Genomic DNA, 24,130 nt, shown 5'->3' with positions numbered 1-24,130 from the left:
TGGAACATTGCATTTGGTGAAATGATTGTTTTTTGATGGTTTAGTTGTATTGTTTTTCGTAGTATTTTTGATAATCTCCCGAGGTTACGTTTTCTAACCACTCTTTGTTTTCAAGATACCAGTCAATTGTTTTTGATAATCCCTGCTCAAATGTCACTGATGGTTTCCATCCCAGGTTTTTGTTCAGCTTTGATGCATCAATAGCATAACGCTTATCATGGCCTGGTCTGTCTTTTACAAAAGTGATTAATTTTTCAGAGTAACCAGATGGTTTTCCAAGTTTTGCATCCATTTGCTTGATTAATTCTTTTACCAGATCAATATTTTGCCATTCATTAAATCCTCCGATATTATAAGTTTCACCTGTCTTGGCTTCATTAAATATCTGATAAATTGCTTTTGCATGATCAATAACAAATAACCAGTCACGGGTATATTTACCATCGCCATAAATAGGTAACGGTCTTTCATTAATAATATTGGAAATGCAAAGAGGAATCAACTTTTCCGGGAAGTGATTGGGACCATAATTGTTTGAACAGTTGGATACGATAAAAGGCATTCCGTAGGTATTTCCATAAGCTCTTACTAAATGATCGGAAGCTGCTTTAGAAGCGGAATAAGGAGATTGTGGATCGTAAGATGTTGTTTCCAGGAAGAAACCAGTTTCTCCTAAACTGCCGTATACTTCATCCGTGGAAACATGATAGAATAAATTCTTTCTGATTTCATCTGGAAATCTTCCATGGGTATGTTCGGGATTAAGCGTCCAGAATTCTTTACACAAGTTAAGAAGATTGGCAGTACCATTTACATTCGTATTAATAAAAGCCATAGGGTCAGTAATACTTCTGTCTACATGACTTTCTGCAGCTAAATGTATAACAGCATCAGGGTTGTATTTTTCAAAAATTATTCTTAATTCTTCCGGTTTTGTTATATCTGCTTTTTCAAAAACGTAATTGGCTTCGTTTTCGATATCTTTTAAATTTTCTAAATTTCCAGCATAAGTAAGGGCGTCCAGATTGATTATCGTGGTGTTAGGGTTATTCTTGACAAATTCTCTAACAACGTGGGAGCCAATAAAACCTGCTCCTCCCGTAATAATTATATTTTTCATTTTAATATTTTGAAACAGTTAAGATTAAAGTTACTAAGGTATTAATATAAATTCTATACCTGCTATGTTATAAATATAGGGTATTGAATTTTTATAAAGAAAAGAAACGGTACTTTGTTTTTTGTTATTGAGCTTATGGATTCAGGATAGTTTGCCTTCCAATACTTTTGTAATAGAATCCATGTTGTTTGGGAACCTCCAAAGGATACATATTTCTTCCGTCAAATATAACTTTATTGTTCATTTTTTCGGCCATCAGATCAAAATTAGGATTTTTGAATTCCGGCCATTCCGTAGCAATGAATAATGCGTCAGCTCCTTCTAAAGCATCGTACATCGTTTTTGCATATTGGATCTGGTCTCCAATAATCTGACGAACATTGTTTTCAGCGACTAGATCATACGCGGTTATTTTAGCTCCTTTTTTCAACAAAAGATTAATGTTGTCCAAAGAGGAAGCTTCACGTATGTCATCGGTATTTGCCTTAAAAGCTAGTCCCCAAATTGCAATCTTTTTTCCATTAAGATCTCCTTCGAAATATTTTTCAATATCAGAAACCAGAATAACTTTTTGAGTTGTATTTACATTCTCTGTAGCTTCTAAAATACGGAAGTTAAAATCTTCCTGTTTCCCAGATTTAATTAATGCCTTCACATCTTTAGGGAAACAACTTCCCCCATACCCAATTCCGGGAAACAAAAAGCGGTGACCAATTCTGTCATCACTTCCCATTCCCAATCTTACTTTGTCAACATCAGCGCCTACCTTTTCACAATAATTGGCAATCTCATTCATGAAGGTAATTTTCACCGCTAAAAATGAGTTTGATGCATATTTGGTAAGTTCAGAAGATTTTTCATCCATGAATATAATAGGAATTCCTGTATTGGTAAAAGGCTGATATATCTTGGACATGATATTTTTAGCTCTCTCTGAACTTGATCCGACAACAACTCTTGCAGGGTTCATAGAGTCCTCTACAGCAAAGCCTTCCCTTAAAAATTCCGGATTTGAAACAACATCAAAAGGAATGTTTGTTTTTGAAGAAATAACTTCTCTTACTTTCTCTGCCGTTCCCACGGGAACTGTACTTTTGTTAACAATGACCTTATATTCAGTCATCAGTTCGCCAATACTATTGGCAACACTCAACACATAAGAAAGATCAGCAGATCCGTCTTCCCCGGGAGGAGTAGGTAAAGCAAGGTATACGACTTCGCTTTTATCTAATGCTTCTTTTAAATTGGTGGTGAAAAATAACCTTTGAGACTGAATGTTTCTATGGAACATCTCTTCAAGGTTCGGCTCATATATGGGAACAATGCCGTTTTTCATGCCTTCAACTTTTTTTTCATCAATGTCAACACAGTATACTGAATTGCCAAGTTCTGCAAGGGTAGTTCCGGTAACTAATCCCACATAACCTGTTCCTACAATTGTTATATTCAAAATGTTTGTTTTTAAAATTCATCACAAAAATAATAAAAATACTGTCAACCCCTCTTTAAATTTAATGTTAATACATTGCCGGGTTATTTATCTGATAATAAGATGATTTTGCTTTTTTAGAAAAAATATCTTATATTTGCATTGGATTTACGGAAAAAAATGGGAAGGCTTCGGAAGAAAGCCTTTTTTCGTACTGTAAATCAAGCATAAAATTATGGAGTTTAGAAAGAAAATTGAAGAATTATTAAATGAATTCCTTGAAACCAGAAAAGATTTATTTCTTATTGATCTGAAGTTTTCTGCAGGGGATGATATTACAGTGATTTTAGATGGTGATAATGGAGTTTCTTTGCAGGATTGTCTTGATGCAAGCCGGGCAATAGAGTTCAATATGGATCGTGAAGAACATGATTTTAGTCTTCAGGTCATGTCTGCGGGACTAAGCGAACCGTTATCTACTCCCAGACAGTTTAACAAAAATATAGGACGAGAAATTGAAATTGTTCTTGAGGATTCTTCTAAAATAGAAGGTGAATTGTCAAAAGTGGATGAAGAAAAAATCACACTTATTTTACGATACCGAAAGCCAAAAGATATTGGAAAGGGTAAAGTAGATGTGGAGGAGGAAAAGGAAATTCCTTACTCTGAGATAAAAAAAGCATTAGTAGTAATTAAATTTTAAAAGGAAAAAAGAATAAATGGATAATATAGCGTTGATTGAATCCTTTGGTGATTTTAAAGACGAAAAAGGGATCAGTAAAATTGATCTTATGGCAATTATTGAAGATTCACTGAAAACTCTTTTGAGAAAAAGGTTTGATTCAGATGATCATTTTGATGTGATTGTAAACCCTGATAAGGGGGATTTTCAGATATTTTTAAATAAAACAATCGTAGAGGATGAGATGTCGGAAGACGATGATTTGGAAATTGAAATTTCTGAAGCTAAAAAAATCGACCCGACTTTTGAAGTAGGGGAAGACTTTACAATGGAGATTCCTGTTGCACAGCTGGGAAGAAGAAATATATTAACTTTGAAGCAGATTCTCGCTACAAAACTTCAGGAGCATAATAATGCAATGTTGTATGAGCAGTTCAGAGACAGAATTGGAGAGATTGTTGTTGGAGAAATTCATCATATTCGTCACAAACATGTAATTTTGTTAGATGATGAGGGTAATGAATTTATTTTACCAAAAGAAAACCAGATTCCTTCTGACTTCTTTAAAAAAGGAGAGAACATCAGAGCTATCGTAGAGTCAGTTGATTTTAAAGGTTCAAAGCCACAAATTATTATTTCCAGAACTGCACCTAAGTTCCTTGAGAAATTATTGGAGCTGGAGATTCCTGAGATTCAGGATGGAACGATTATGCTTAAAAAAGTGGTAAGAATTCCTGGTGAAAAGGCTAAAATTGCCGTAGATGCTTATGATGATAGAATTGATCCGGTTGGTGCTTGTGTGGGTGTTAAGGGATCCAGGATTCATGGAGTTGTAAGAGAGTTGAAAAATGAAAATATAGATGTTATTCAGTGGTCTAAAAATCCTGAAATTTTAGTTAAGAGAGCGTTAGGTAACGTTACAATTAACAAAATAGACATCAATGAGAACAGTAGCTATGCGTTAGTTTATACACCTGTAGAAGAAATTTCTAAGGTAATTGGAAAGCAAGGTCAAAATATCAGACTGGCTTCTTGGTTGACAGGGTATGAAATAGATGTTTATAGAGAGTCTAGCGAGGATGACGATGTTGATTTGAGAGAATTTAATGACGATATCGAGCAGTGGATTTTGGATGAATTTAAGAAAGTAGGTCTTACTACTGCGAAATCAGTATTGGATAAGGATACTGAAAGTCTTTTAAATATGGTTGACCTTGAGGAAGAAACCATCGAAGATGTAAAGCGCATTCTGAGAGAAGAATTTGAAGATTAAGATTTTAAATAAATTTTAATAAAAAGTAAAAAAGAAATACTTTAATTTTAGAAATTAAAAAAAACAGTAAATAATATAAATGCCAAAAATAAGATTAAATAAAGCGGTTAAGGAATTCAACATTTCGATGTCCAGATTAGTAGAGTTTTTACAGTCAAAGGATTTCGAGGTTGAAAACAATCCTAACGCTCAATTAGAAGAAGCGGCATATTCTGCATTGGAGGCTGAGTTTGCCAAGGATGGCGAACAACGTAAAGCTTCCCATGAGGTGGTGATCATTAAAGTTCCGGAAGAAAAACTGGAAATAGAAGAAAAGAAAACCCCTGAAGTAATAAGAGCTAAAGCTAATAAACCAGAAACTAAAATTTTAGGTAAAATAGATTTGGATTCTAAAAAACCTGAGGCTGAAGAGGTTTCTGAGGCTCCGGTTGTTCCTGTAACTCCTCCGGTTGAGAAGAAGGAAGAGATAGTGTCAGAACCGGAACCTGAAACTAAAGCAGCTACAGAGAAACAGGAATTTAAAGTTCTGGATAAAATTGACTTGTCACAAATAGAGTCAAGAAACAGACCAGTTAAAAAAGATAAACCAAAAGTGGAGGAGAAAAAAGCTGAAGAAAAACCAATTGAAGTTGTGAAAGAAACTCCAAAACCAGTTGTTGAAACTGAGGCCAAACCAATTGATGCAGTGAAGGAAGAATCTGTAAAAGATGACGAGCAATCTCAGGAGCCTCAGAAAATTGAAACCGTTTATCAAAAATTAGACGGGCCTAAGATTGTTGGTGAAAAAATTGATTTAACGCAATTTGCTCCTAAGCCTAACTCAGGTGCGAAGAAGAAAAGAAAGAGGATTGAAAAACCTGGAGGACCTAATCAACAGAATACAGGAAACAATCAGCAGGCTGGAGGAAACAACCAGCAAGGAGGTCAAGGAAACCGTCCGCAAGGAGGTAATCAAGGCAACCGCCCACAAGGTCAGGGTGGCCAAGGTAATCGCCCGCAAGGTCAAGGTGGTCCTGGTGGAAACCGTCCGTACAATAATAACAATCAAGGAAACCGTCCTCAAGGTCAGGGTGGAGGATTCAAGAAAGGAGGTCAGAATAATAGACCGGGGCAAAGAACAATGCCTGTGGAACTAACTGATGAACAAGTAAAGAATCAGATTAAAGAAACCCTTGAGAAGTTAACTAATAAAGGAGGTAAATCTAAATCTGCTAAGCATAGAAAAGATAAGAGAACTTATCGTAGAGAGCAGGATGAACGTCAGCAAGAGATTGATGCACAGGATAGAACATTAAAAGTTACTGAATTTATTACAGTAGGGGAACTTGCCAGTTTGATGAACGTTTCTCCAACAGAAGTTATTTCCGCATGTTTCTCTCTAGGTGTTATGGTAACTATGAACCAGCGACTTGAAGCTGATACCTTATTATTGGTAGCTGATGAATTTGGTTATAAAATTGAGTTTTCGGATGCTGATCTTGAAGAAGCAGAATCTGAAGAAGATATGGATGCTGAGGAGGATCTTTCTCCAAGAGCACCAATTGTAACCGTAATGGGACACGTTGACCACGGTAAAACATCCTTACTTGACTATATCAGAAAGACCAATGTTATCGCTGGTGAATCAGGAGGTATTACACAGCACATTGGAGCATATAATGTGAAGTTAGAAAACGGGCAAAGAATTACTTTCCTGGATACTCCTGGTCACGAAGCCTTTACGGCTATGAGAGCAAGGGGTGCTCAGATTACCGATATTGCTATTATTGTAATTGCAGCTGATGATGATGTGATGCCTCAGACTAAAGAGGCGATCTCTCACGCGCAGGCAGCAGGTGTACCAATGATTATCGCTTTGAATAAAGTTGATAAGCCGGGTGCAAATCCTGATAATATCCGTCAGCAATTATCTGGGATGAATATTTTGGTTGAAGAATGGGGTGGTAATGTTCAGGCTCAGGAAATTTCTGCGAAGTTTGGTAATAATATTGACCTTTTATTGGAGAAAGTGTTGCTTCAGGCAGAAATGCTTGAGCTGAAAGCTAATCCGAATAGAAATGCTCAGGGAGTTGTAATTGAAGCTTCTTTAGATAAAGGAAGAGGATACGTAGCTACAATGCTTGTGCAAACCGGAACTTTAAAAGTTGGTGATTATGTACTTGCAGGGAAAAACCATGGTAAAGTGAAAGCAATGCTTGATGAACGGGGTAGAAACCTCAAAGAGGCAGGGCCATCAATCCCGGTTACTATTTTAGGTCTGGATGGTGCTCCTACAGCAGGGGATAAATTTAAAGTCTATGCTGATGAGAGTGAGGCAAAAACTATTGCCAATAAGAGAGAGCAGCTTCAAAGAGAACTTTCTATCAGAACTAAGAAACATACAACACTTGAAGAACTTGGAAGAAGAATTGCTCTAGGTGAATTCAAGGAGTTGAATATAATCCTGAAAGGTGACGTGGATGGTTCTGTTGAAGCATTATCAGATCAATTACAAAGGTTGTCAACGGAAGAGATCAGTGTTAATATCTTACATAAAGGAGTTGGTCAGATTACAGAATCTGATGTTAACTTAGCTACGGCTTCGGATGCTATTATCATTGGATTTAATGTTAGGGCCGGTGGTAATGCTAAAGAATTGGCAGATAAGGAAGAAATTGAGATCAGAACTTATTCTGTAATTTATGCAGCTATTGATGAGGTAAAAGAGGCAATGGAAGGTATGCTTTCTCCTGAAATTAAAGAGCAGGTAATTGGTAATGTGGAAATCAGAGAAGTATTTAAAATTTCGAAGGTGGGAACAATTGCCGGATGTATGGTTCTTTCAGGGAAGGTTACAAGAAGTGCTAAAGTAAGAGTTCTAAGAGATGGTATCGTTAAATTTGACGGGGAGCTGGAGAGTTTAAAGCGTTTTAAAGATGATGTGAAAGAAGTAACCAAAGGTTACGAATGTGGATTGAATTTAAAAGGTTATAACGATATCGAAATCGGCGATATTCTTGAAGTATATGAAGAAGTTGCTGTGAAGAAGAAATTGAAATAATTTATTAATCATCTAAATATTTGAAAACCACTTTTTTACGAAAGTGGTTTTTTTTGTTTAAAATATAATTTATATTGATTCTAAATTGTTTTTTTAACATTTTTTTATATTATCATTATTTAAGTTAAAAAGTCATAATAATATTATTTTTATTTAATATTTGCGTCTTTTTTTGATAAATAATTATTCAATTGTAGGTGATTTTTGAATTAAAGTTAAATTTATTTGATGTTATTGGTTTGATGTATTTGTAAATATTAGTATTAATTAACATATTTGTCTTGTATATATTAAAATATGTTAATATGAATGTTAAATTACGGGTGGTGAGTGCTGGCGCGTTGTTTTTTATATGTGGCCTATATAATGCACAAACTGTTAAAAAAAATGACACAATCAAATCAAAAGATATTGAGGAGGTTGTGGTTTTAGGGTACAATAGAACTTTAACTAAGCCTAAGGATGTCAGTGCGAATACTACTGTAAATGCGGAGGTTTTAGAGAACAGACCAAATGTTAGTTTTCTAAACTCATTACAAGGTTCTGCTCCTGGTGTTACTATTGCGTCTAATTCGGGTTCTCCTGGTTCTGCAAAAATTGATCTGGTTATTAGAGGGATTTCATCACTTTCGGCAGATACAGAGCCATTAGTGATTATTGATGGGGTTCCTACTGGGGCTAATCAGTTTAGGAATTTAAATTCGGAGGATATAGAATCTATCTCAATTTTGAGAGATGCGGCAGCGACTTCAATTTATGGAAATAGGGGAGCGAATGGAGTATTGTTGATTAGAACTAAAGGAGGTAAGTTTAATTCAAAATTGAGATTAAGCTATAGTACTATGACTGGGGTTAGTGTTATGCCTAAAAACAAATATAATATGGCAAATGCTCAGCAGTTACTTAGGATTCAAAAAAATAATAATCAAACAAATCTTACAGGCGGAAAGCTTACTGATGAAGAAATTGCAAACTATCCAATTAATACAAACTGGGAAAAAACTTTCTTTAAGGCAGATGTTACGCAGCAACATAATGTTTCTGCAACTTTTGGTGGTGAAAATACATCGGTATATTCATCTTTAGGATATTTGGAGCAAGGAGGTTTGGTTCCGAATACTAATTTTAAGAGATTTACATTTAGAAATAATATCACAGGTAGATCAGCTGATAAGAGGTTTAATTATACTGCTATAGTTGGTTTGGGGTATTCTGCTAGAAAACAGCTGAATCAAGAGAGTAATTCTGGTATAAATGGAAATTATGTTCAAAACCCATTAATAGGATCTTTTCTTGCTTTGCCTTATATTGCTTCTGGGCAATATGCTAATGGTCGTGATCTATTTAATGCAATTGGGACTAATTCCGGAGGGGAGGGTAATTTTGCCTACATTCTTGAAGATGTACTGAGAGGTGATCAATCCGTATTTGGACGTTTCAATGAAACTTCTATTTTCACTAATGTAACTACATCGTACAAACTTACAGACGACTTTACGCTTAATAATAGAACGGGGGTAGATGTTAAAATAGGAAATTCAATGGCAGGAAGAAATCCTAATGGGTATCTTTCGTTGGTGGTTGCTGCAACAAATGGGACAGAGTACGGAGGTAGTGAGACTATTGGTAACTCCAGAGAGCTGAACTTTACTACAGTTTCCAGCGTTAATTATAATAAAGTATTAGGAGATCATACTATTGGAGTAGGAGCATATTTAGAGTATAATAAGGTTCATTTCTATTCAAGTAGTCAAACTCAAAATGGTTTAGATCCAAGATCATTTGCGATTGGGTCAGGTGTCGGGTATATTGCTTTCGATCCTGTGAGAAATATTTATCTACCATCGGTTTCGGCATTTAAGGCTACTGCTGGTTCTCTTTCTTATTTTGCAACGGCAGATTATGATTATAAAGATAAATATGGTTTTAGTGGAACATTAAGACGGGATGGTAGTTATAGATTTGCTCCTGGTAATAAATGGGGAACGTTTTGGTCTGTTGGAGGACGTTGGAATATTGATAAAGAAAACTTTATGCAGGGATCAATATTCGATATGTTGAAGTTAAGAGCTTCGTATGGTACCCAAGGGAATGCTAACGTAATTGCGGCTGGAGATGATACGAATCCTATGCTTTTAGGAACTGGTATTACAAGGGATTTGAATGTGGTTGGAAATGGGTATTCCAACACTTCAGGTTATTTTGTTAGTAATATAGCAAACCCTACACTTCGATGGGAAGAGGTTAAACAAACAAACTTCGGGTTGGATTTTAAATTGTTTAAGAATAGGCTGGAAGGTAATTTTGATGTCTACAGAAAAGATACCGATATGCTTTATTATAATATTCCTTCATCGGCAATTACCAGTCAATATACTTATAGAGGTAATTATGGAGCTTTAAAAAACGAAGGTTTTGAAGCGGTGCTGAGATATAATATTTTCAATAAATCAGATTATAAGTTAACAATATTTGCCAACGGATCATATAATAAAAATACTATTAAAAAACTGTCAATTCCAGTAAGTACAGGATCTTTACTTTTAGTAGAAGGAGGTAGTATCAATGAATGGAATCTAGTACCTTATTTAGGGGTGAATCCTAATAATGGAAATGAGTTATATTTGGATTCAAATGGGAATGTATCAGAACAAGCATTAGATAAAGACAGAAGAAAAACGGGGAAAAACTATTTTCCAAAGTACACGGGAGGTTTTGGCTTTAATAGTGAGTATAAAGGGTTTTTCTTAGATGCATTATTCTCATTCCAAGCTAAGTTCTGGAGATCAGACAATCAGTTGGCATGGGCGTTAAATCCATCATACATGCGTGCTGGAAATAATGTTTCTGCTGATTTGCTTAATGCGTGGACTCCTACTAACACTAATACAGATATTCCTTCGTTAAATGCACCCATGTCTAGCATTACTGATAGGCTTCTATATGATGCATCCTTCTTGAGGATGAAGAATGTAACTCTAGGGTACAATGTGCCTAAAAAATTCTTTAATGAAAAATCTATACTGAAGGCTGCTAGAATCTTTATTCAAGGTGAAAATATTTTTACCTGGACAAAATGGAGAGGGTATGACCCTGAGGGATTGGGTACATTTCCTTTAAGTGTTTATCCAAACCCAAGAACGTTCTCAATTGGAGCTAATTTAGATTTTTAGTAATTATTAATTATTCAATATGAAAAGTATTTTTAAAACAACAATATTATCCTTAGCTGTTATTGTAAGTGTGTCTTCTTGTAATGATGCATTGGATATCACGCAGGCGGGAGAACTGAATGGTGAGTCGACATTCACTAACACAAACGATTTAGATAAATATCTTAATGGTGCTGTATATACTAGTTTAGATATTACCAATAATTTATTTTTATCTGCTCAAATAACTGATGAGTTGGGGATGGGGCCTCAGAATTCTGAGTTGGCACTTAGTGCTCATCAATTTTACCTTGATATTACTAATGGGCCTACTTCTGGTATCTGGCTTGGGAATTATACAACAATAAATAGGGCTAACAGGCTTTTGGTAGGAGCCAAGGGTATAGTGCCGGCAGAGTCTGAACGAGCTAGATATAATAATGTGGTTTCGCAGACCAGACTAATAAGAGCATTTTCTTATTTTACTCTTTTGTCCTATTTTTCTACAGATATGAAAGATCCTAATGCTTTAGGGGTTATGCTAATAGAAGATGTTCCTGAGTTGACAGAAACTAAACCAAGGGTTGCGAATTCTCAAATTTTTGCATTAATTGATGCGGATATCGCCTTTGCAGAAAGTAATTTGACAACCAGTGGTGATTATTACAGGATTACGAAAAATTTTTTAAATGCCTTTAAAGCAAGGTATTATTTATACAGAGGTATGTATCCTCAAGCTAAAGCTGCGGCACAGGCAGTGTTAAATACTTCTGGTTTATCACTTACGGTGGCAAGTCCCCCTAATCCAGGTAATCTGGCTCAAAATAATCAGGCTCATAAAGATCTGAATGCATATACTTCCAAGAATCCATACGTTAAAATGTGGAATAATACAGATACTGGTAATCCGAGAGAGTTAATATTTTCTTTAAACAGGCCGCAACTTCAGAGCTGGGGAAATATTGTAACTCTGTTTGCAACCAATGCGTCGCAGGCTAATGGATCTATTTTGTATGATATGGGTAGAAAAACTTTTAACCTGTATGCTAGTACTCCTGGAGATATTAGGAGGTTTGCGTATATTGATCCTACTGCTGTAATTAATTCCAATTACGCGACTATAGATAATTACAGAGCTTTGGATGTGCTTGTGATAGATAAATATCCTGGCAGAGCAACTTTAGCGCCAGATCCAATTCCTACAGATCCTACACGGGAAAAGGTTTTAAGTCAGAATGTGTTAAGAAACGATATTCCAATTTTCAGGTTATCTGAGATGTATTTTATTTTAGCTGAATGCGCTGTTGAAGAAGGTAGTTTCACTACGGCTGCAACACTTATAAAGAATGTTAGGGATGCGCGTAACTACCTGGGGCCTGTGGATTTACCGGTGTATTCAAGTAAACAGCAGGCATATGTTGATATCCTTTTGGAGAGAAGAAAAGAGCTCTATTTGGAGGGACATAGATATTTAGACTTAAAGAGATTGGGAGCAATTGCTGGAGTGGCTATTGATAGGGATCCTACAGACGATGTGAAAACGATCCCGGTGACTATACCAATTAATGATTATCGTATGAGGTCGCTGCCTATTCCAAGGGCTGAGCTGCAAGGAAATCCAACAATTCAACAGAATCCTGGGTACTAATTAAAAAAAAACTTAGAAATGAAAACAATAAAGTATATATATCTATTTCTTGTTTGTCTTGTTATGTCATGTACAAACGATGAAATTCATTACGAAGGTGAGCCATATTTACATTTTGTAACTGCAGGTTCGGATCAGTTAATAGAACAGGGTAGTGGACATAAAGATGTTGAAGTTAAATATGGAACAATTTCGCAGGTATCTGGAGATAAGGAGGTGAAATTAGTTTTAGATCCAAGTTCAACTGCAAAAGAAGGAGTTGATTTCCAACTTGTGAAAGGTACTGATAATCCTTCGGGTAAGGTTAATGGAGTTTTCGTTGTGCGATTGTTGGAAAGCGGAGCGACCAGTGTGGCTAAAAAAGCTGTTTTTAAATTACAATCGAATTCTATTCAGAATGCTATTATAGATTATCAAACATATACAATGAGTATGTCATTGAAATGCTCGGCTACGTTGATGAATGCTAATTTTAAAAATACAGAGGCTTTTTGGAATACTCCAAATGGAAATTATGATATTGTTCAATCGTCAACGACAAATCAATTGAAGGTAAAGGACTTTTTAGATGTAGGTATAGATTTGGTGTTAAATTATAATCCGGATACATATGTAGTTACTATTCCGGATCAATATACGGGATCAAACTATAGTGCTGCTCCATATGCCGGAGCTCCAATTTGGGTTAAGCAATCTACTGATGCTTCGCAAGTTTCATCATTTAATCCGTGTACAAAGACTTTAACTGTATTTGGGAATTATTACCTTAAAGGTACTACGGCGGCTTACGGAAACAAAAAAGAAGCGTTTGTAGGAAATTAAGAACAACCTCAATAAAAAAAATAATTTAAAATGAAAAAGACGGGAATTATATTGTCGATTTTAGGCTTTAGCTTCTGTTTTGGACAAAGTGCTGTGCTTTACAATCTTAATAATAATAGATTGTTGTCTAATTCGGTTAATAAAATTGGCGTTGGGGAAAGTGCTGATAATGATAATTATGAAGGTTCTCCTTTTCTAGAAAAAGAGTTTTTACCATCAATGATTAAAGGAGAGAGTGGGGCTTTTCTTTTAAGATATAATATCTATAATGATGAAATTATCTTAAAGAATGATGATAAATATTATAAAATCCCAAAAGAAGAGGCTGATTATTTTAAAATCAATAATAAATATGTTGTGAGATTGATTAGTGGGAAATATTATATTGATTCCTCTTCGGATAAAAATAATTATGTAATTGTACGAAAAGAGAATATAACCTTTACGCCAGGAAAAGTTGCAGAGAATACCTATGATCAAGCTAGGGCTCCTAAGTTTTCAAGGACTAAACCGGATTATTTTTTGTTTGATATGGCTAAAAAGGTAATTACTCCATTGAAAAAAGATGAGATTAAAGCATTATTTCCTAGTAAATCTGAAGAATTAGATCAAAATTTTAAAAAGAATAAATTTAAAAATATTGATGATTTTAATAGTTTATTAGGCATTATTGCTGGGTAAAGTGAACATGCAAAGAAATTCAGAAGAGCCTATTGAAAAATAGGCTCCTTTGGAATTTATAGCTGTTTAATAATTTATAATGATTCTAAATAATATTTTCAAGGGTGATAAATGTTTGTTAAAGATATTTTGAATTGTGGAAAATTTGTTTTATTGAAATGTTAAATGTTATTTTTTGTTAAATTTTAATCTATGAAGTAAATTATTAATTTTTATATATCGTATTCATCATAATTATCGCCAATTTAAAAAGTTGCCAGTATTAATATTTATTAACATATTTGCTCTCTTAAATATATTAAAATTTGTTAATATGAATGTGAAATTGCGTGTATTAAGTGCTGGAGCGTTGTTTTTCTTAGGACAAGTTGCTTTTGCACAAACTGTGAAAAAAGATACCTTAACTAAAGAGGCTCAAATTGATGAGGTCATAGTTATTGGTTATCAGAAAAAAACTCAGGATAAGATTACTCAAGCTCAATCAGTGGTTACAGGAGACCAGCTTTTGCAAAATACTCCAACAACGAGTATTGGTAATGGCCTTCAAGGTAAAGCTTCTGGGGTTTTTGTTCAGAGTGTTACTGGACAGCCAGGGTCAGTTGCTACTATTCTAGTAAGAGGAGTTTCTGGGGTTGGTGGTTCATCAGAACCATTATATGTAGTTAATGGTATGTATATGTCTGCTAGACAATTTAGTGCAATTAACCCTAATGATGTTGCTTCTGTATCAATTCTTAAAGATGCAGCCGCTACGGCTCAATATGGTTCTAGAGGAGCTAATGGTGTAGTAGTTGTTACAACTAAATCAGGATTTGTTGGTAAAACAGTATACTCTTTTGATACTAAATTTGGTACTGCTACAAAACTAAAGGATAATAACTTTAGTATGATGAATTCTAGAGAGCTCCTGAATTTTCAGAATACTTTAGGTTTCTTAGGCTTTCCTACAAGAAGCGAAGCTGAAATAAATAAATTAGCAGCATATGACCACAATTGGCAAAAAGACTTGTTAAGAAGCTCAACAATTCAATCATACTTATTTAGTGCTCAGGGAGGAAGTAACAAAAATACTTTTTATTACTCTCTTGGTTATGACAAGGATTCAGGTATCCTAAGAGATATTGATGGACTTGATAGATATACAGGTAGGTTTAGCTTTACAAATCAGCTAAGTGAAAAAGTTAAATTAGGAATTGACTTAGGATTACAATATCAAAAGACCCAAAACTATTTGGACAGATATAATACTCAGAACCCTTTTGCTGCAATGTATCTTTATGCACCTTATGAGCCTATTTACAATGCGGATGGTAGCTACAACCAAACAATGAGTGCGGGATCAAATGTTGTTGAGCAGATCAGAAACTATCCTTTAATTGATCAAAGATTCAGAAGCCAAGCTACTCTTTTTGGGGAATATAAAATCATAGACGGGCTTAAGTTTAAGACAACTTTCAATGGTTTATACGACTGGTATATGGCTACAAACTGGCTTAAAAAAGGGTCTAATCTGGATTTAACTATTAATGGTACACCAACTGGGCAGATTGCAAAGAATACATTTTATGGATTTAACTATACATGGAATAACTCTTTAAATTATGTGAAATCTTTTGGAAAACATAATATTGATGTATTAGGATTTGTTGAGTACAACGATAATTTCAATGAAACTTTAAATGCGAGTGCATACGGTCTTAAATCGGATAACTTAGACACTCCATCAAATACCACTCCTTCTGCAAGAAATACATTTACAGGATCAAAAGTTAGAAATACACTATTTAGTTTAGCTGCATTGGCAAGTTATGATTATGACGGAAGGTATTTATTAACAGGATCAATCAGAAGAGATGGATCTTCAAGGTTTGGAGCTAATAACAAATTTGGGACATTCTGGTCTGCAAGTGCGGCTTGGAATATTGCTAAAGAATCATTCTTCAATGTAGATTTTATTAATGATTTAAAGCTTAGAGGATCTTATGGTCTTACTGGGAATGACGGTACAATTCCTGATTATGTGAACGTATCTAATGTTGGATATGGTCTTTATGGTACAGCGCCAACGATATCAGTTATACAAACAGCTGGTAATGAAAATGTAAAGTGGGAAGTTAATAAAACTACTAACTTAGGAGTTGATTTCTCGATGTGGAACAGAAGAATAAAAGGTGCTGTTGAAGTATATCAGAATAAGAGAAATGACTTCATACAACTTTTACCTTACACAACTGAAAAAGGTGTATTTTCTGCCTATAGCAACGCAGGAGATATGACTCAAAAAGGGTTAGAAGCAGAATTAAATGTAGATGTAATTAAAACATCAGATATAACACTTAGTTTTAGAGCAAATATTGCATTTCAAAAAAGTGTTCTTGACAGACTTGCTGGTAATCAGACTGAAAGACTTTTGGCAGGAGGGTATAATTATCTAAAAGTAGGCGAAACTCCTTATATGTTCTATAATGTTCGTTTTGCTGGGGTTGATCCAAACAATGGAGATGCATTATATTATGACAAAAATGGTAATATAACAAATGTATATAGTGCTTCAGACGCAGTTCCAATTACGGATAAATCTCCTTTCCCAAAAAGCTTTGGTGGATTTGGTACGACTTTCACATATAAAGGGTTTGATCTAAATGCAGATTTTGTATTTAAGATGGGTGGTTATACTTATAATAACATGTATCTTAACGCGGTAGATCCTACAAGTGCACTTTCTGGATATAATGTGGCAACAGCTGCAGCAAACTATTGGAAGAATCCAGGTGATACAGGAGTGTTCCAAAAGGTAGATTCTAATGGAATAAGAGCAACTGATCAGTTTCTTGAAAAATCAGATTATTTAAGACTAAGAAGTTTAAGTATTGGATATACTTTTGATAAAAAAGATTTCGGAGATGCCTTACCTGTTAATAAAATAAGGGTATATGCTCAAGGTCAGAATCTAATTACTTGGACAAGCTTCCATGGAGAACCGGAAGTTTCTCTTGGGTCCGCAGGTTCTACTTCTTTATTTGTGCCTGGATCTTACAACCTATACACTTACCCAGCTGTGAAAACCATTTTAATGGGATTATCAGTTGAATTTTAACTTTAAATTATATATTCATTATGAAAAATAGAATATTTAAAAATATTTTTGTTCTTACACTTACTGGCGTAGTGCTTGCTTCTTGTGATAGGAATTTGGATCAGTTTTCAACTGTAAATGAGGAAGAAAATCTTGCAATGAGTTCTCCGACTGCTTTCAGAATGGCGACAGATGGAGCTTATACAGCATTTAAAACAGTCAATTTGAATGGAGTTGGAGGAGTGTCTTACTACGGTGGAGATACAGGTAGCCAGCTTATTATGGGAGATTTAACTACTGATAATTTAGTAAGAAATGTAGAGGGTAGAAACTCAAACTTTGCAGCTTCAAACTTTGAATTCTCTTCAGATAATAATCAAACTGCGGGATTATATGGTGCAGCATACAATGTCATAGCAAAAGCTAATTTTGTTTTAAAACATATTAATAATGGTGTTATAACTGGAGCTGAAAAAAATAGTATTGAAGCAGAGGTAAGAGCAATAAGAGCAATGGCTCATTTCGATCTTGTAAGAGCTTATGCTAAAATTCCTACTCAGTCTGGAGACGCAGGGAACAGTATAGGTATTTATTATTCTGAATCTTTTGATCCTACCCAATCTGGAGGAATTAGCAGAAATTTAACTGTAAATCAGGTTTACGATAAGATAATTGCTGACTTACAATTTGCATTAAATAATATCAATGTAACGAGTGCAGATAAGGGAAGATTAACTAAGGCTGCAATCTATGGATTATTATCAAGAGTGTATTTGTACAAAGGAGATTATAATAATGTGATTTCTAATGGACAGCAAGCGCTAGGTCTTTCACCAAGTGTAACCTCTAGATCTAATTTCACAAATATTTGGAAATCTACAAGTACTGATGGTGTTTTGTTTCAAGTTTTAAACTCGGCTCAAGAAAACGTTACAGTTGGAGTAGCTTACAACCAAACGATAGGTGGACAGATCAGATCAGAATTTGTGGTAGACTATAATTTTTATAATAGTTATGCGTCAACAGATATTAGAAAGTCCACTTATTTTACAACTGGAACCTATTCAGGAAAAACTTATAACAATGTTATGAAGTATTCTACCGTAGGTGGGGCTGCTAATGTTGTTCCAATTAAGTATCTTAGAACGGCTGAGGTGGTATTTAATATGGCTGAAGCATACTATAAAACGGGGAATGAAGCACAAGCTTTAATTTTGCTTAATTCTATTAGAGCAGAACGTTATAGTCCTTATACTCCTGGAACAGAAACAGGACAGGCATTGCTTAACGCTATCTATAACGAGAGAAGATTAGAACTTGCTTTTGAAAATGACAGATGGTATACTCTAAAAAGGCTTGGGTTGGGAGTTCAGAGATCTGGTAAAGGCCACTTAGCAGATGGTACTGGAACAGCTCCTATAGCTCAGACTTTGGCAGCGTCTAGTACAAAATGGCAATGGCCTATTCCACAAACTGCAATTCAGCAGAATCCGGATATCAAGCAAAACGACGGTTATTAATAAACAATAACCATATAATATTAAACCCTGCTCTAAGCAGGGTTTTTTATTTCCTTTTATTTCTTATTTTTGCTGTACAAAATGTAATATGAAAACCGTTATGGTTCTGTATCACTTTTGAACCCTATAAATTAACGCATGAAATATATATTTCTTATCATCCTTTTCTTTGCTAATTTTTTCAATGCACAGGTTGTTAATAAAACAGATTCTAACAAGCTTGAAAAAAAACTGGCTGATACTTTAGTTATTGACTCTGGAAAGAAGGATTCTTTAAAAATATTCAAACCTACCATCAATGATTATCTTTATCAGACTCAATTTTCTGAAAAGAAAATATTTGATACGGTGATGACTTACGAAAAAACATACATCTTTTCACAATATAACAATAAGGATAACTTTGGGAGAGTTCAATTTCCTAATGTGGGAGCGGGATTTAATCCTCTTTCTTATGAGGTGAATGCAGAGCAAAACCTTTCACTGCTGCCTTCCAATAAATCTTATGGAATTATTGGGATTAATGACGTGAAATATTATGACGTAAAAACTCCAACAGCAACTTTTGTTTATCATAATTCTATAAAGAACGGAGCGGTTTTAAGATCTACTTACACTCAAAATATAGGAAAGCGATTTAATTTTGCTTTGGAATATATGGGACTGCGATCACAAGGTCTTTACAGGAACTCATTGGCAGCTAATAATAATACACTATTCTCTGGACACTATCTAAGTAAGAGCGGAAACTATGAGTTATTTGCTCATTACCTGCATCAAAATGTTAATAATCAGGAAAACGGAGGAATTGTGGCTGATGATCTGTTCCAGAGTGGGAACAGTGATTTCAGAAACAGAATCAATGCAGAAGTGAATCTTGCATCTTCAAGTTCGCAATTTGGATACAGAAGATATTATTTAAGCCATCAGTTTACTCCTTTTAACGCTGAAAAATTTCCTTTTAGGATCAGGCATACCATTTTTAACCAAGGGAATAAATATTATTACTCTCAAAATGCTTTAGAAGGATATTGGTACGATACACCCGCCGAAATCGTTAATGGTTTTCCTCTTTCAACAAAGAAATATTCCAATAATTTAAGCAATACTGTTAGTCTGGTTTGGGATAATGAAAAGTTCAAACTGGATGCAGGAGTGCGTTATCAAATGATAAAGTTTGGAGCAACGCAAGTTACTCTGCCTACATTACAGATTCCAAATGAGATTAAAGAGAATAGAATTGGGGCAGTAGGAAACTTACAGATAAAGCTTTTAGATAAAATCCAGCTTAATTCATTTGCGGAATTTTCCAATGGAAGCCAGTTCGGAACTTATGTAAAAACTACTAACAACATTAAATTTGAGCCGATCAAAGATTATTTTGTAAATGCTAAAGTAAATTTCCAGAGTGCTTATCCTTCTTTTAATTATCTTTTGAATACTTCTGTTTATAATAATTTTAATTATTACCTTCAGAATGTTAAAAACCAATCGATAACTGAGATTGGTGGGAATATTAATTTAAAATGGTTTAAAACAGAATTGTTTGTTAATTATTTCAGAATAGACAATTTTACTTATCTCGATGCTGCATCAATGCCTAAACAAAGTCAAGGGTCGCTTAATATTTCTCAGATCGGAGGAGATGCTACATTCAGTTTTGGTAAATATCATTTAAATACAAGAGTGCAGTTTCAGAACGCGCTAACAAATAAAGATTTGTATCCGATGCCTGGATTTATAGGCCGTGCTAATTTCTTTTATCAGACCAAAGCGTTTAAAAATGCTGCAGAAATCCAAGCTGGACTGAAAGTTTACTATTTCTCAAAGTTTGCTTCAAGAGAATATTTTCCGATACTTAACGAATACATTTTACCAAGAGCGGATTCATTTTCAATCGGGGGACAGCCTATTGCCGATGTTTATATCAATATGAAAGTTAAAAAAATGTTCTTCTTTGTTGAAGGGCAACAGATAGGTACACTTATCTCATCTAATAAAGCCTATGCATTTCCACATTATCCGGTTTATGATTTTAGACTGAACCTTGGAATTGTTTGGTATTTGTTCAACTAAAATCATGACACCAGTTGAAAACAATCAGTAAAATATCATTTAATGATATAGAAAATATACCTCAGTTAATAAAAGATTTTTTAAATCATAAAATTGAGGGTTTTGAAGAAAATACATTTTCATTAGACCATTTTAGAAAAAAAATTCATCTAAAACAAGAATCTTTTACTTCAGAACAGAGAGTGGTATTATCCACCGCTCTTGAACAACAGTTATCCGGACTCATACTTTCTAAAAAGCAAAGGGAAAATTTAAACAACATAAAGCTTCCTGATACTTTTACTATAACAACAGGTCATCAACTAAACCTTTTTTCGGGGCCTGTTTTTTTTGTGTATAAAATTTTACAAACTATTAAGACTTGTTCTTATTTAAAATTTAATTTTCCGGACTTTAATTTTGTTCCTGTCTATTGGATGGCTTCTGAAGATCACGATTTTGCTGAGATCAATCACTTCAAAACCGAGAGTAATTATTACGAAATTAATGAAAAGTCTGGTGGACCTGTCGGGAGAATTCAGATAAGCGATACATTTTTCATTTCTGAGTTTGAAAAGGAATTTAAGGATTCTGTTTTTGGGACAGAGCTTATTTTAATGCTTAAAGAAGCTTACAAAGTTGGGAATACTCTTACAGAAGCTATAAAGACATTAGTGAACAGACTTTTTTCAGAGTTTGGTTTGTTAATCATTGATGGGGATTCAGGCATATTGAAAAATCAGGTCAAAGAAATTTTCCGGGAAGAGTTAATTCATTCTGCATTATATCATGCTTCTAAAGAAAAAGTGAAATTTCTCACAGATAAATATGGAAAGGTTCAGGTGAATCCCAGGGAAATTAATTTGTTTTACCTTTCTGACACGAGAGATCGGATAGAATTGGTAGGCGATCATTATAGTGTGGTGGATACTCCCATCCGGTTTACAAAAGAAGAGGTCTTAAATGAATTGGATAAAGCCCCGGAAAGATTTAGCCCTAATGCATTAATGCGTCCGGTTTATCAGGAAAAAGTATTGCCTAATTTAGCTTATATCGGAGGTAATGCAGAAATTATGTATTGGCTTGAGTTAAAAGACTATTTTACTAAAATAGATATCCCTTTTCCTGTTTTGATTCCCCGAAACTCAATGTTGTTCTTACAGGAGAAAGTATTAAAAAAAATAGATAAGCTTGATCTGAAAGTTGATGATTTCTTTCAGAATTTTGCAGCTATTACGAACAACAGGATCTTAGATAATAGTAGTATTCTCAGGTTACTTGAAGAAAAAGAATCTCTTTTGATCAATAGCTTTTCTGAATTACGGTCTATCGCCGAAACTACCGAGAAATCTTTTGGAAATATGGTTAAGGCGGAAGAAATTAGACAGCTCAAATCTTACAAAAGGATGAAAAAGCGACTTCTTCATGCAGAAAAGATAAAACAAAGTGAATTGCTTGAAAGGTTGGAAAATTTATTTTTAAACGTACATCCTTCTAAAACATGGCAGGAAAGGGTTTATAATTTTAGTGTATTTTTCGCCGATTATGGATATTCATGGCTTGAAACTTGTTTAGAAGAAATGGTGGTTCAAGAATCAAAATTAATAATTGTTGCCATTTAATTTTAAAGGAGTATTTTTGTAAATTATAATTATCTACTATGATAAAAAGGTTTTTTATTCTATCCAGTTTATGTATGGTTTTGGGCGTTTCCGCTCAACAATCACATACCGTAGTTAAAGGAGACAATCCTTATAATATTGCCAAGAAGTATGGTATAACGGTGGATGAACTGCTGAAACTAAATCCAAAATTTAAAGATGGAAAGTTGACAGTCGGTGATGTGCTTACAGTTAAATCTGATAAAAGCACTTCTGCTCCTGTTACAAAAAGTGCTGTCATTGAAAAAGCTAAACCCAATGCTCAGCTTGGTAAAATTGTATTACAGCCGAAACAAACCATCTATGGAATTACAAAGCAATACCGTATTTCTGAAACTGACTTGAGAAAGCTGAATCCTGAATTGGATTCTCATATGAAGATCGGTGATGAGATTACATTACCTTTTGAAAGCATAAAAAAATATGGAGGCAACCAACAACCTGTTGTAGCTTCAAAAACTGTAGAAGCAACTGCTAATAATACTCTATCAACTGCTGTGGCAACGGATGAGGATAATTATACAATTCAATCAAAAGATAATTATTACAGAATTACAAAACAATTTGGAGTTAGCCAACAAGAGCTGTATGCTTTAAATCCTGGATTGGAAGAAAAAGGATTAAAACCAGGAGAGGTTATCCGTGTTAAAAAATCAAATAGCAATGTTGCTAATGTAATTACGGAACCTGTTAACCCTAAAACTAAAATTGATTCAGGCAACGAAAAGTCATCTGCTAATAATTCCTCTAACGTGAATGCAGAGGCAGGAGATGAATATGTTACTTACACTGTTCAGCAAGGGGATACTGTTTTCTCTATTGTGAATAAATATGGTATTTCCATTGACGAATTAATCGCTTTAAACCCGGATTTAACCCACGGACTAAAGACCGGAATGATTTTGAAAATTAAGAAGCTTGATCCTGCATACATTAAGAAAAGCGGAGATGCTTTAAGTGTTGTTTTGATGCTTCCTTTCGGCTATAGTACAAATGAAACTCAATATAGGGGAATGGCAATGGATTTTCTTACAGGAGCTAAATTAGCCATTGAAAGAAATGCAAGAAACGGTCAGAAACTGGATATTAAAGTAGTTGATTCCGGTAATGAAGCTTCATTTAGGAATTCATTGACTCAAATCAATCCTAATAATACAGATTTAATTATAGGCCCATTCTTTAAATCGAATGTCATTGATGTTTTAGACTTTACTAAAAGCCAGAAAATTCCAATTGTAGCGCCGTTTGCAAATTCTCCGGAATTGTATAACTACAGTAATCTGGTTATTATTGAAACGAATGATCAAACCTATGCGGATAAAATTGTAGATGAAGTAAAAACTGTATACTCGGATCAAAAAATTTATATAGTTGCAGACAGCAAAAAGGAAAATGCAAATTATATTAAAGCTGGTCTCGAAAAGGCAGTGAAAAATCCAAATGTAACAATTGTAAGTTCTCCTGCAGAAATTAAGGCAGACCAGAATATGATGACGGGACAATCTGCTCCTGTAATAGCTATTTTAGCGAGTGATAACGATAGTACGGGAGAGGCTTTTTCAAATAGAGTTATTGCCCTGACAAAAGAAGTACAGGGAATAAAAGCTTTTAGCCTGTATTATGCTCCAAGTTTTGAGAAAAAGGTAGACGACCTTAGTCAGGCGAGTCTGGTTTATTTAATGGACAGAAAAATCAATACGGACGGAAGTTTTGAAAAAGAGATTTTGGCAGCCTATAAAGGTAAATATTGCAAGACTCCTCCCAAATATGCAATTATTGGTTTTGATGTTGTCAATGACATGTTAACCAGAGAGAATAAAAAAGGAGAAATTTTTAAACAAATGAATAAAGTTCAAACTCAGCTTGCAACCAAGTTTGAATTTGTAAAGTCCAAAGCTAATGGAGCTTATGTGAATACTGGTTATCGTGTAATCCGATTAGTTCCTTAGTGAAGTACATTGGATGAAAGAA

General features: G+C 34.5%; 14 protein-coding genes. 12 read left to right on the top strand and 2 right to left on the bottom strand.

Translation table 11 applies throughout. From position 1 onward, the window contains the following. Positions 1 to 40: 40 nt before the first annotated feature. Entirely contained in the window at positions 41 to 1,120 is a 1,080-nt protein-coding gene (gene rfbB, locus AAEU33_RS03295) for a dTDP-glucose 4,6-dehydratase (RefSeq protein ID WP_345990918.1), read from the bottom strand. A 133-nt stretch (positions 1,121 to 1,253) separates the two neighbouring features. Then, on the bottom strand, positions 1,254 to 2,570 hold the full coding sequence (locus AAEU33_RS03290) for a UDP-glucose/GDP-mannose dehydrogenase family protein (RefSeq protein WP_345990917.1): 1,317 nt from the start codon (positions 2,568 to 2,570) through the stop codon (positions 1,254 to 1,256). 214 nt (positions 2,571 to 2,784) lie between these two features. Here AAEU33_RS03290 and rimP point away from each other — a divergent pair, with 214 nt between their 5' ends. The 12 genes from rimP (at position 2,785) to AAEU33_RS03230 (ending at position 24,108) form a co-directional block, all read left to right on the top strand. Beyond that, complete coding sequence (gene rimP, locus AAEU33_RS03285) at positions 2,785 to 3,252, top strand: ribosome assembly cofactor RimP (protein ID WP_273650490.1); 468 nt, start codon at positions 2,785 to 2,787, stop codon at positions 3,250 to 3,252. A 16-nt stretch (positions 3,253 to 3,268) separates the two neighbouring features. Further along, positions 3,269 to 4,504: a transcription termination factor NusA gene (gene nusA / locus AAEU33_RS03280; RefSeq protein WP_172282359.1), complete on the top strand. Its 1,236-nt coding sequence runs from the start codon at positions 3,269 to 3,271 to the stop codon at positions 4,502 to 4,504. Positions 4,505 to 4,583: 79 nt separating this feature from the next. Continuing rightward, the gene (gene infB, locus AAEU33_RS03275; RefSeq protein ID WP_345990916.1) at positions 4,584 to 7,544 is read left to right on the top strand and encodes a translation initiation factor IF-2; all 2,961 of its coding nucleotides are present in this window, start codon (positions 4,584 to 4,586) and stop codon (positions 7,542 to 7,544) included. A gap of 305 nt (positions 7,545 to 7,849) precedes the next feature. Further along, positions 7,850 to 10,717, top strand: a complete 2,868-nt coding sequence (locus AAEU33_RS03270) for a SusC/RagA family TonB-linked outer membrane protein (RefSeq protein ID WP_172282362.1) — start codon at positions 7,850 to 7,852, stop codon at positions 10,715 to 10,717. A 19-nt stretch (positions 10,718 to 10,736) separates the two neighbouring features. Then, positions 10,737 to 12,344, top strand: coding sequence for a RagB/SusD family nutrient uptake outer membrane protein (locus AAEU33_RS03265; RefSeq protein ID WP_345990915.1), 1,608 nt, complete (start codon positions 10,737 to 10,739; stop codon positions 12,342 to 12,344). Between the two features lie 18 nt (positions 12,345 to 12,362). Beyond that, positions 12,363 to 13,166 (top strand): hypothetical protein, encoded by an 804-nt coding sequence (locus tag AAEU33_RS03260; protein WP_345990914.1) that lies wholly within the window; start codon positions 12,363 to 12,365, stop codon positions 13,164 to 13,166. A 30-nt stretch (positions 13,167 to 13,196) separates the two neighbouring features. Beyond that, positions 13,197 to 13,847: a hypothetical protein gene (locus AAEU33_RS03255; protein WP_345990913.1), complete on the top strand. Its 651-nt coding sequence runs from the start codon at positions 13,197 to 13,199 to the stop codon at positions 13,845 to 13,847. 313 nt (positions 13,848 to 14,160) lie between these two features. Continuing rightward, positions 14,161 to 16,944 carry a SusC/RagA family TonB-linked outer membrane protein gene (locus tag AAEU33_RS03250; protein ID WP_172282370.1) on the top strand — a complete coding sequence of 928 codons (2,784 nt, stop codon included), beginning with the start codon at positions 14,161 to 14,163 and terminating at the stop codon, positions 16,942 to 16,944. Between the two features lie 20 nt (positions 16,945 to 16,964). Next, complete coding sequence (locus AAEU33_RS03245) at positions 16,965 to 18,443, top strand: RagB/SusD family nutrient uptake outer membrane protein (protein ID WP_345990912.1); 1,479 nt, start codon at positions 16,965 to 16,967, stop codon at positions 18,441 to 18,443. Positions 18,444 to 18,581: 138 nt separating this feature from the next. Beyond that, a complete protein-coding gene (locus tag AAEU33_RS03240; protein WP_172282374.1) occupies positions 18,582 to 20,519 on the top strand; it encodes a putative porin in 1,938 nt (645 codons plus the stop codon). Positions 20,520 to 20,533: 14 nt separating this feature from the next. Beyond that, positions 20,534 to 22,120, top strand: a complete 1,587-nt coding sequence (bshC, locus tag AAEU33_RS03235; protein WP_345990911.1) for a bacillithiol biosynthesis cysteine-adding enzyme BshC — start codon at positions 20,534 to 20,536, stop codon at positions 22,118 to 22,120. Positions 22,121 to 22,158: 38 nt separating this feature from the next. After that, the gene (locus tag AAEU33_RS03230; RefSeq protein ID WP_345990910.1) at positions 22,159 to 24,108 is read left to right on the top strand and encodes a LysM peptidoglycan-binding domain-containing protein; all 1,950 of its coding nucleotides are present in this window, start codon (positions 22,159 to 22,161) and stop codon (positions 24,106 to 24,108) included. The last annotated feature ends 22 nt before the right edge of the window (positions 24,109 to 24,130 follow it).

Origin of the sequence: Chryseobacterium sp. Chry.R1, from assembly GCF_039645525.1 — a bacterium.
Taxonomy (GTDB): domain Bacteria; phylum Bacteroidota; class Bacteroidia; order Flavobacteriales; family Weeksellaceae; genus Chryseobacterium; species Chryseobacterium proteolyticum.
The sequence above is the reverse complement of the archived record's forward strand: the minus strand, read 5'-3'. Positions and strand labels throughout refer to the sequence as shown.

Bases quoted from the DNA above. Each gene is read 5' to 3' on its own strand.
- rfbB (WP_345990918.1), bottom strand. From the start codon at position 1,120: ATGAAAAATATAATTATTACGGGAGGAGCAGGTTTTATTGGCTCCCAC.
- rimP (WP_273650490.1), top strand. From the start codon at position 2,785: ATGGAGTTTAGAAAGAAAATTGAAGAATTATTAAATGAATTCCTTGAA.
- nusA (WP_172282359.1), top strand. From the start codon at position 3,269: ATGGATAATATAGCGTTGATTGAATCCTTTGGTGATTTTAAAGACGAA.
- infB (WP_345990916.1), top strand. From the start codon at position 4,584: ATGCCAAAAATAAGATTAAATAAAGCGGTTAAGGAATTCAACATTTCG.
- AAEU33_RS03270 (WP_172282362.1), top strand. From the start codon at position 7,850: ATGAATGTTAAATTACGGGTGGTGAGTGCTGGCGCGTTGTTTTTTATA.
- AAEU33_RS03265 (WP_345990915.1), top strand. From the start codon at position 10,737: ATGAAAAGTATTTTTAAAACAACAATATTATCCTTAGCTGTTATTGTA.
- AAEU33_RS03260 (WP_345990914.1), top strand. From the start codon at position 12,363: ATGAAAACAATAAAGTATATATATCTATTTCTTGTTTGTCTTGTTATG.
- AAEU33_RS03255 (WP_345990913.1), top strand. From the start codon at position 13,197: ATGAAAAAGACGGGAATTATATTGTCGATTTTAGGCTTTAGCTTCTGT.
- AAEU33_RS03250 (WP_172282370.1), top strand. From the start codon at position 14,161: ATGAATGTGAAATTGCGTGTATTAAGTGCTGGAGCGTTGTTTTTCTTA.
- AAEU33_RS03245 (WP_345990912.1), top strand. From the start codon at position 16,965: ATGAAAAATAGAATATTTAAAAATATTTTTGTTCTTACACTTACTGGC.
- AAEU33_RS03240 (WP_172282374.1), top strand. From the start codon at position 18,582: ATGAAATATATATTTCTTATCATCCTTTTCTTTGCTAATTTTTTCAAT.
- AAEU33_RS03230 (WP_345990910.1), top strand. From the start codon at position 22,159: ATGATAAAAAGGTTTTTTATTCTATCCAGTTTATGTATGGTTTTGGGC.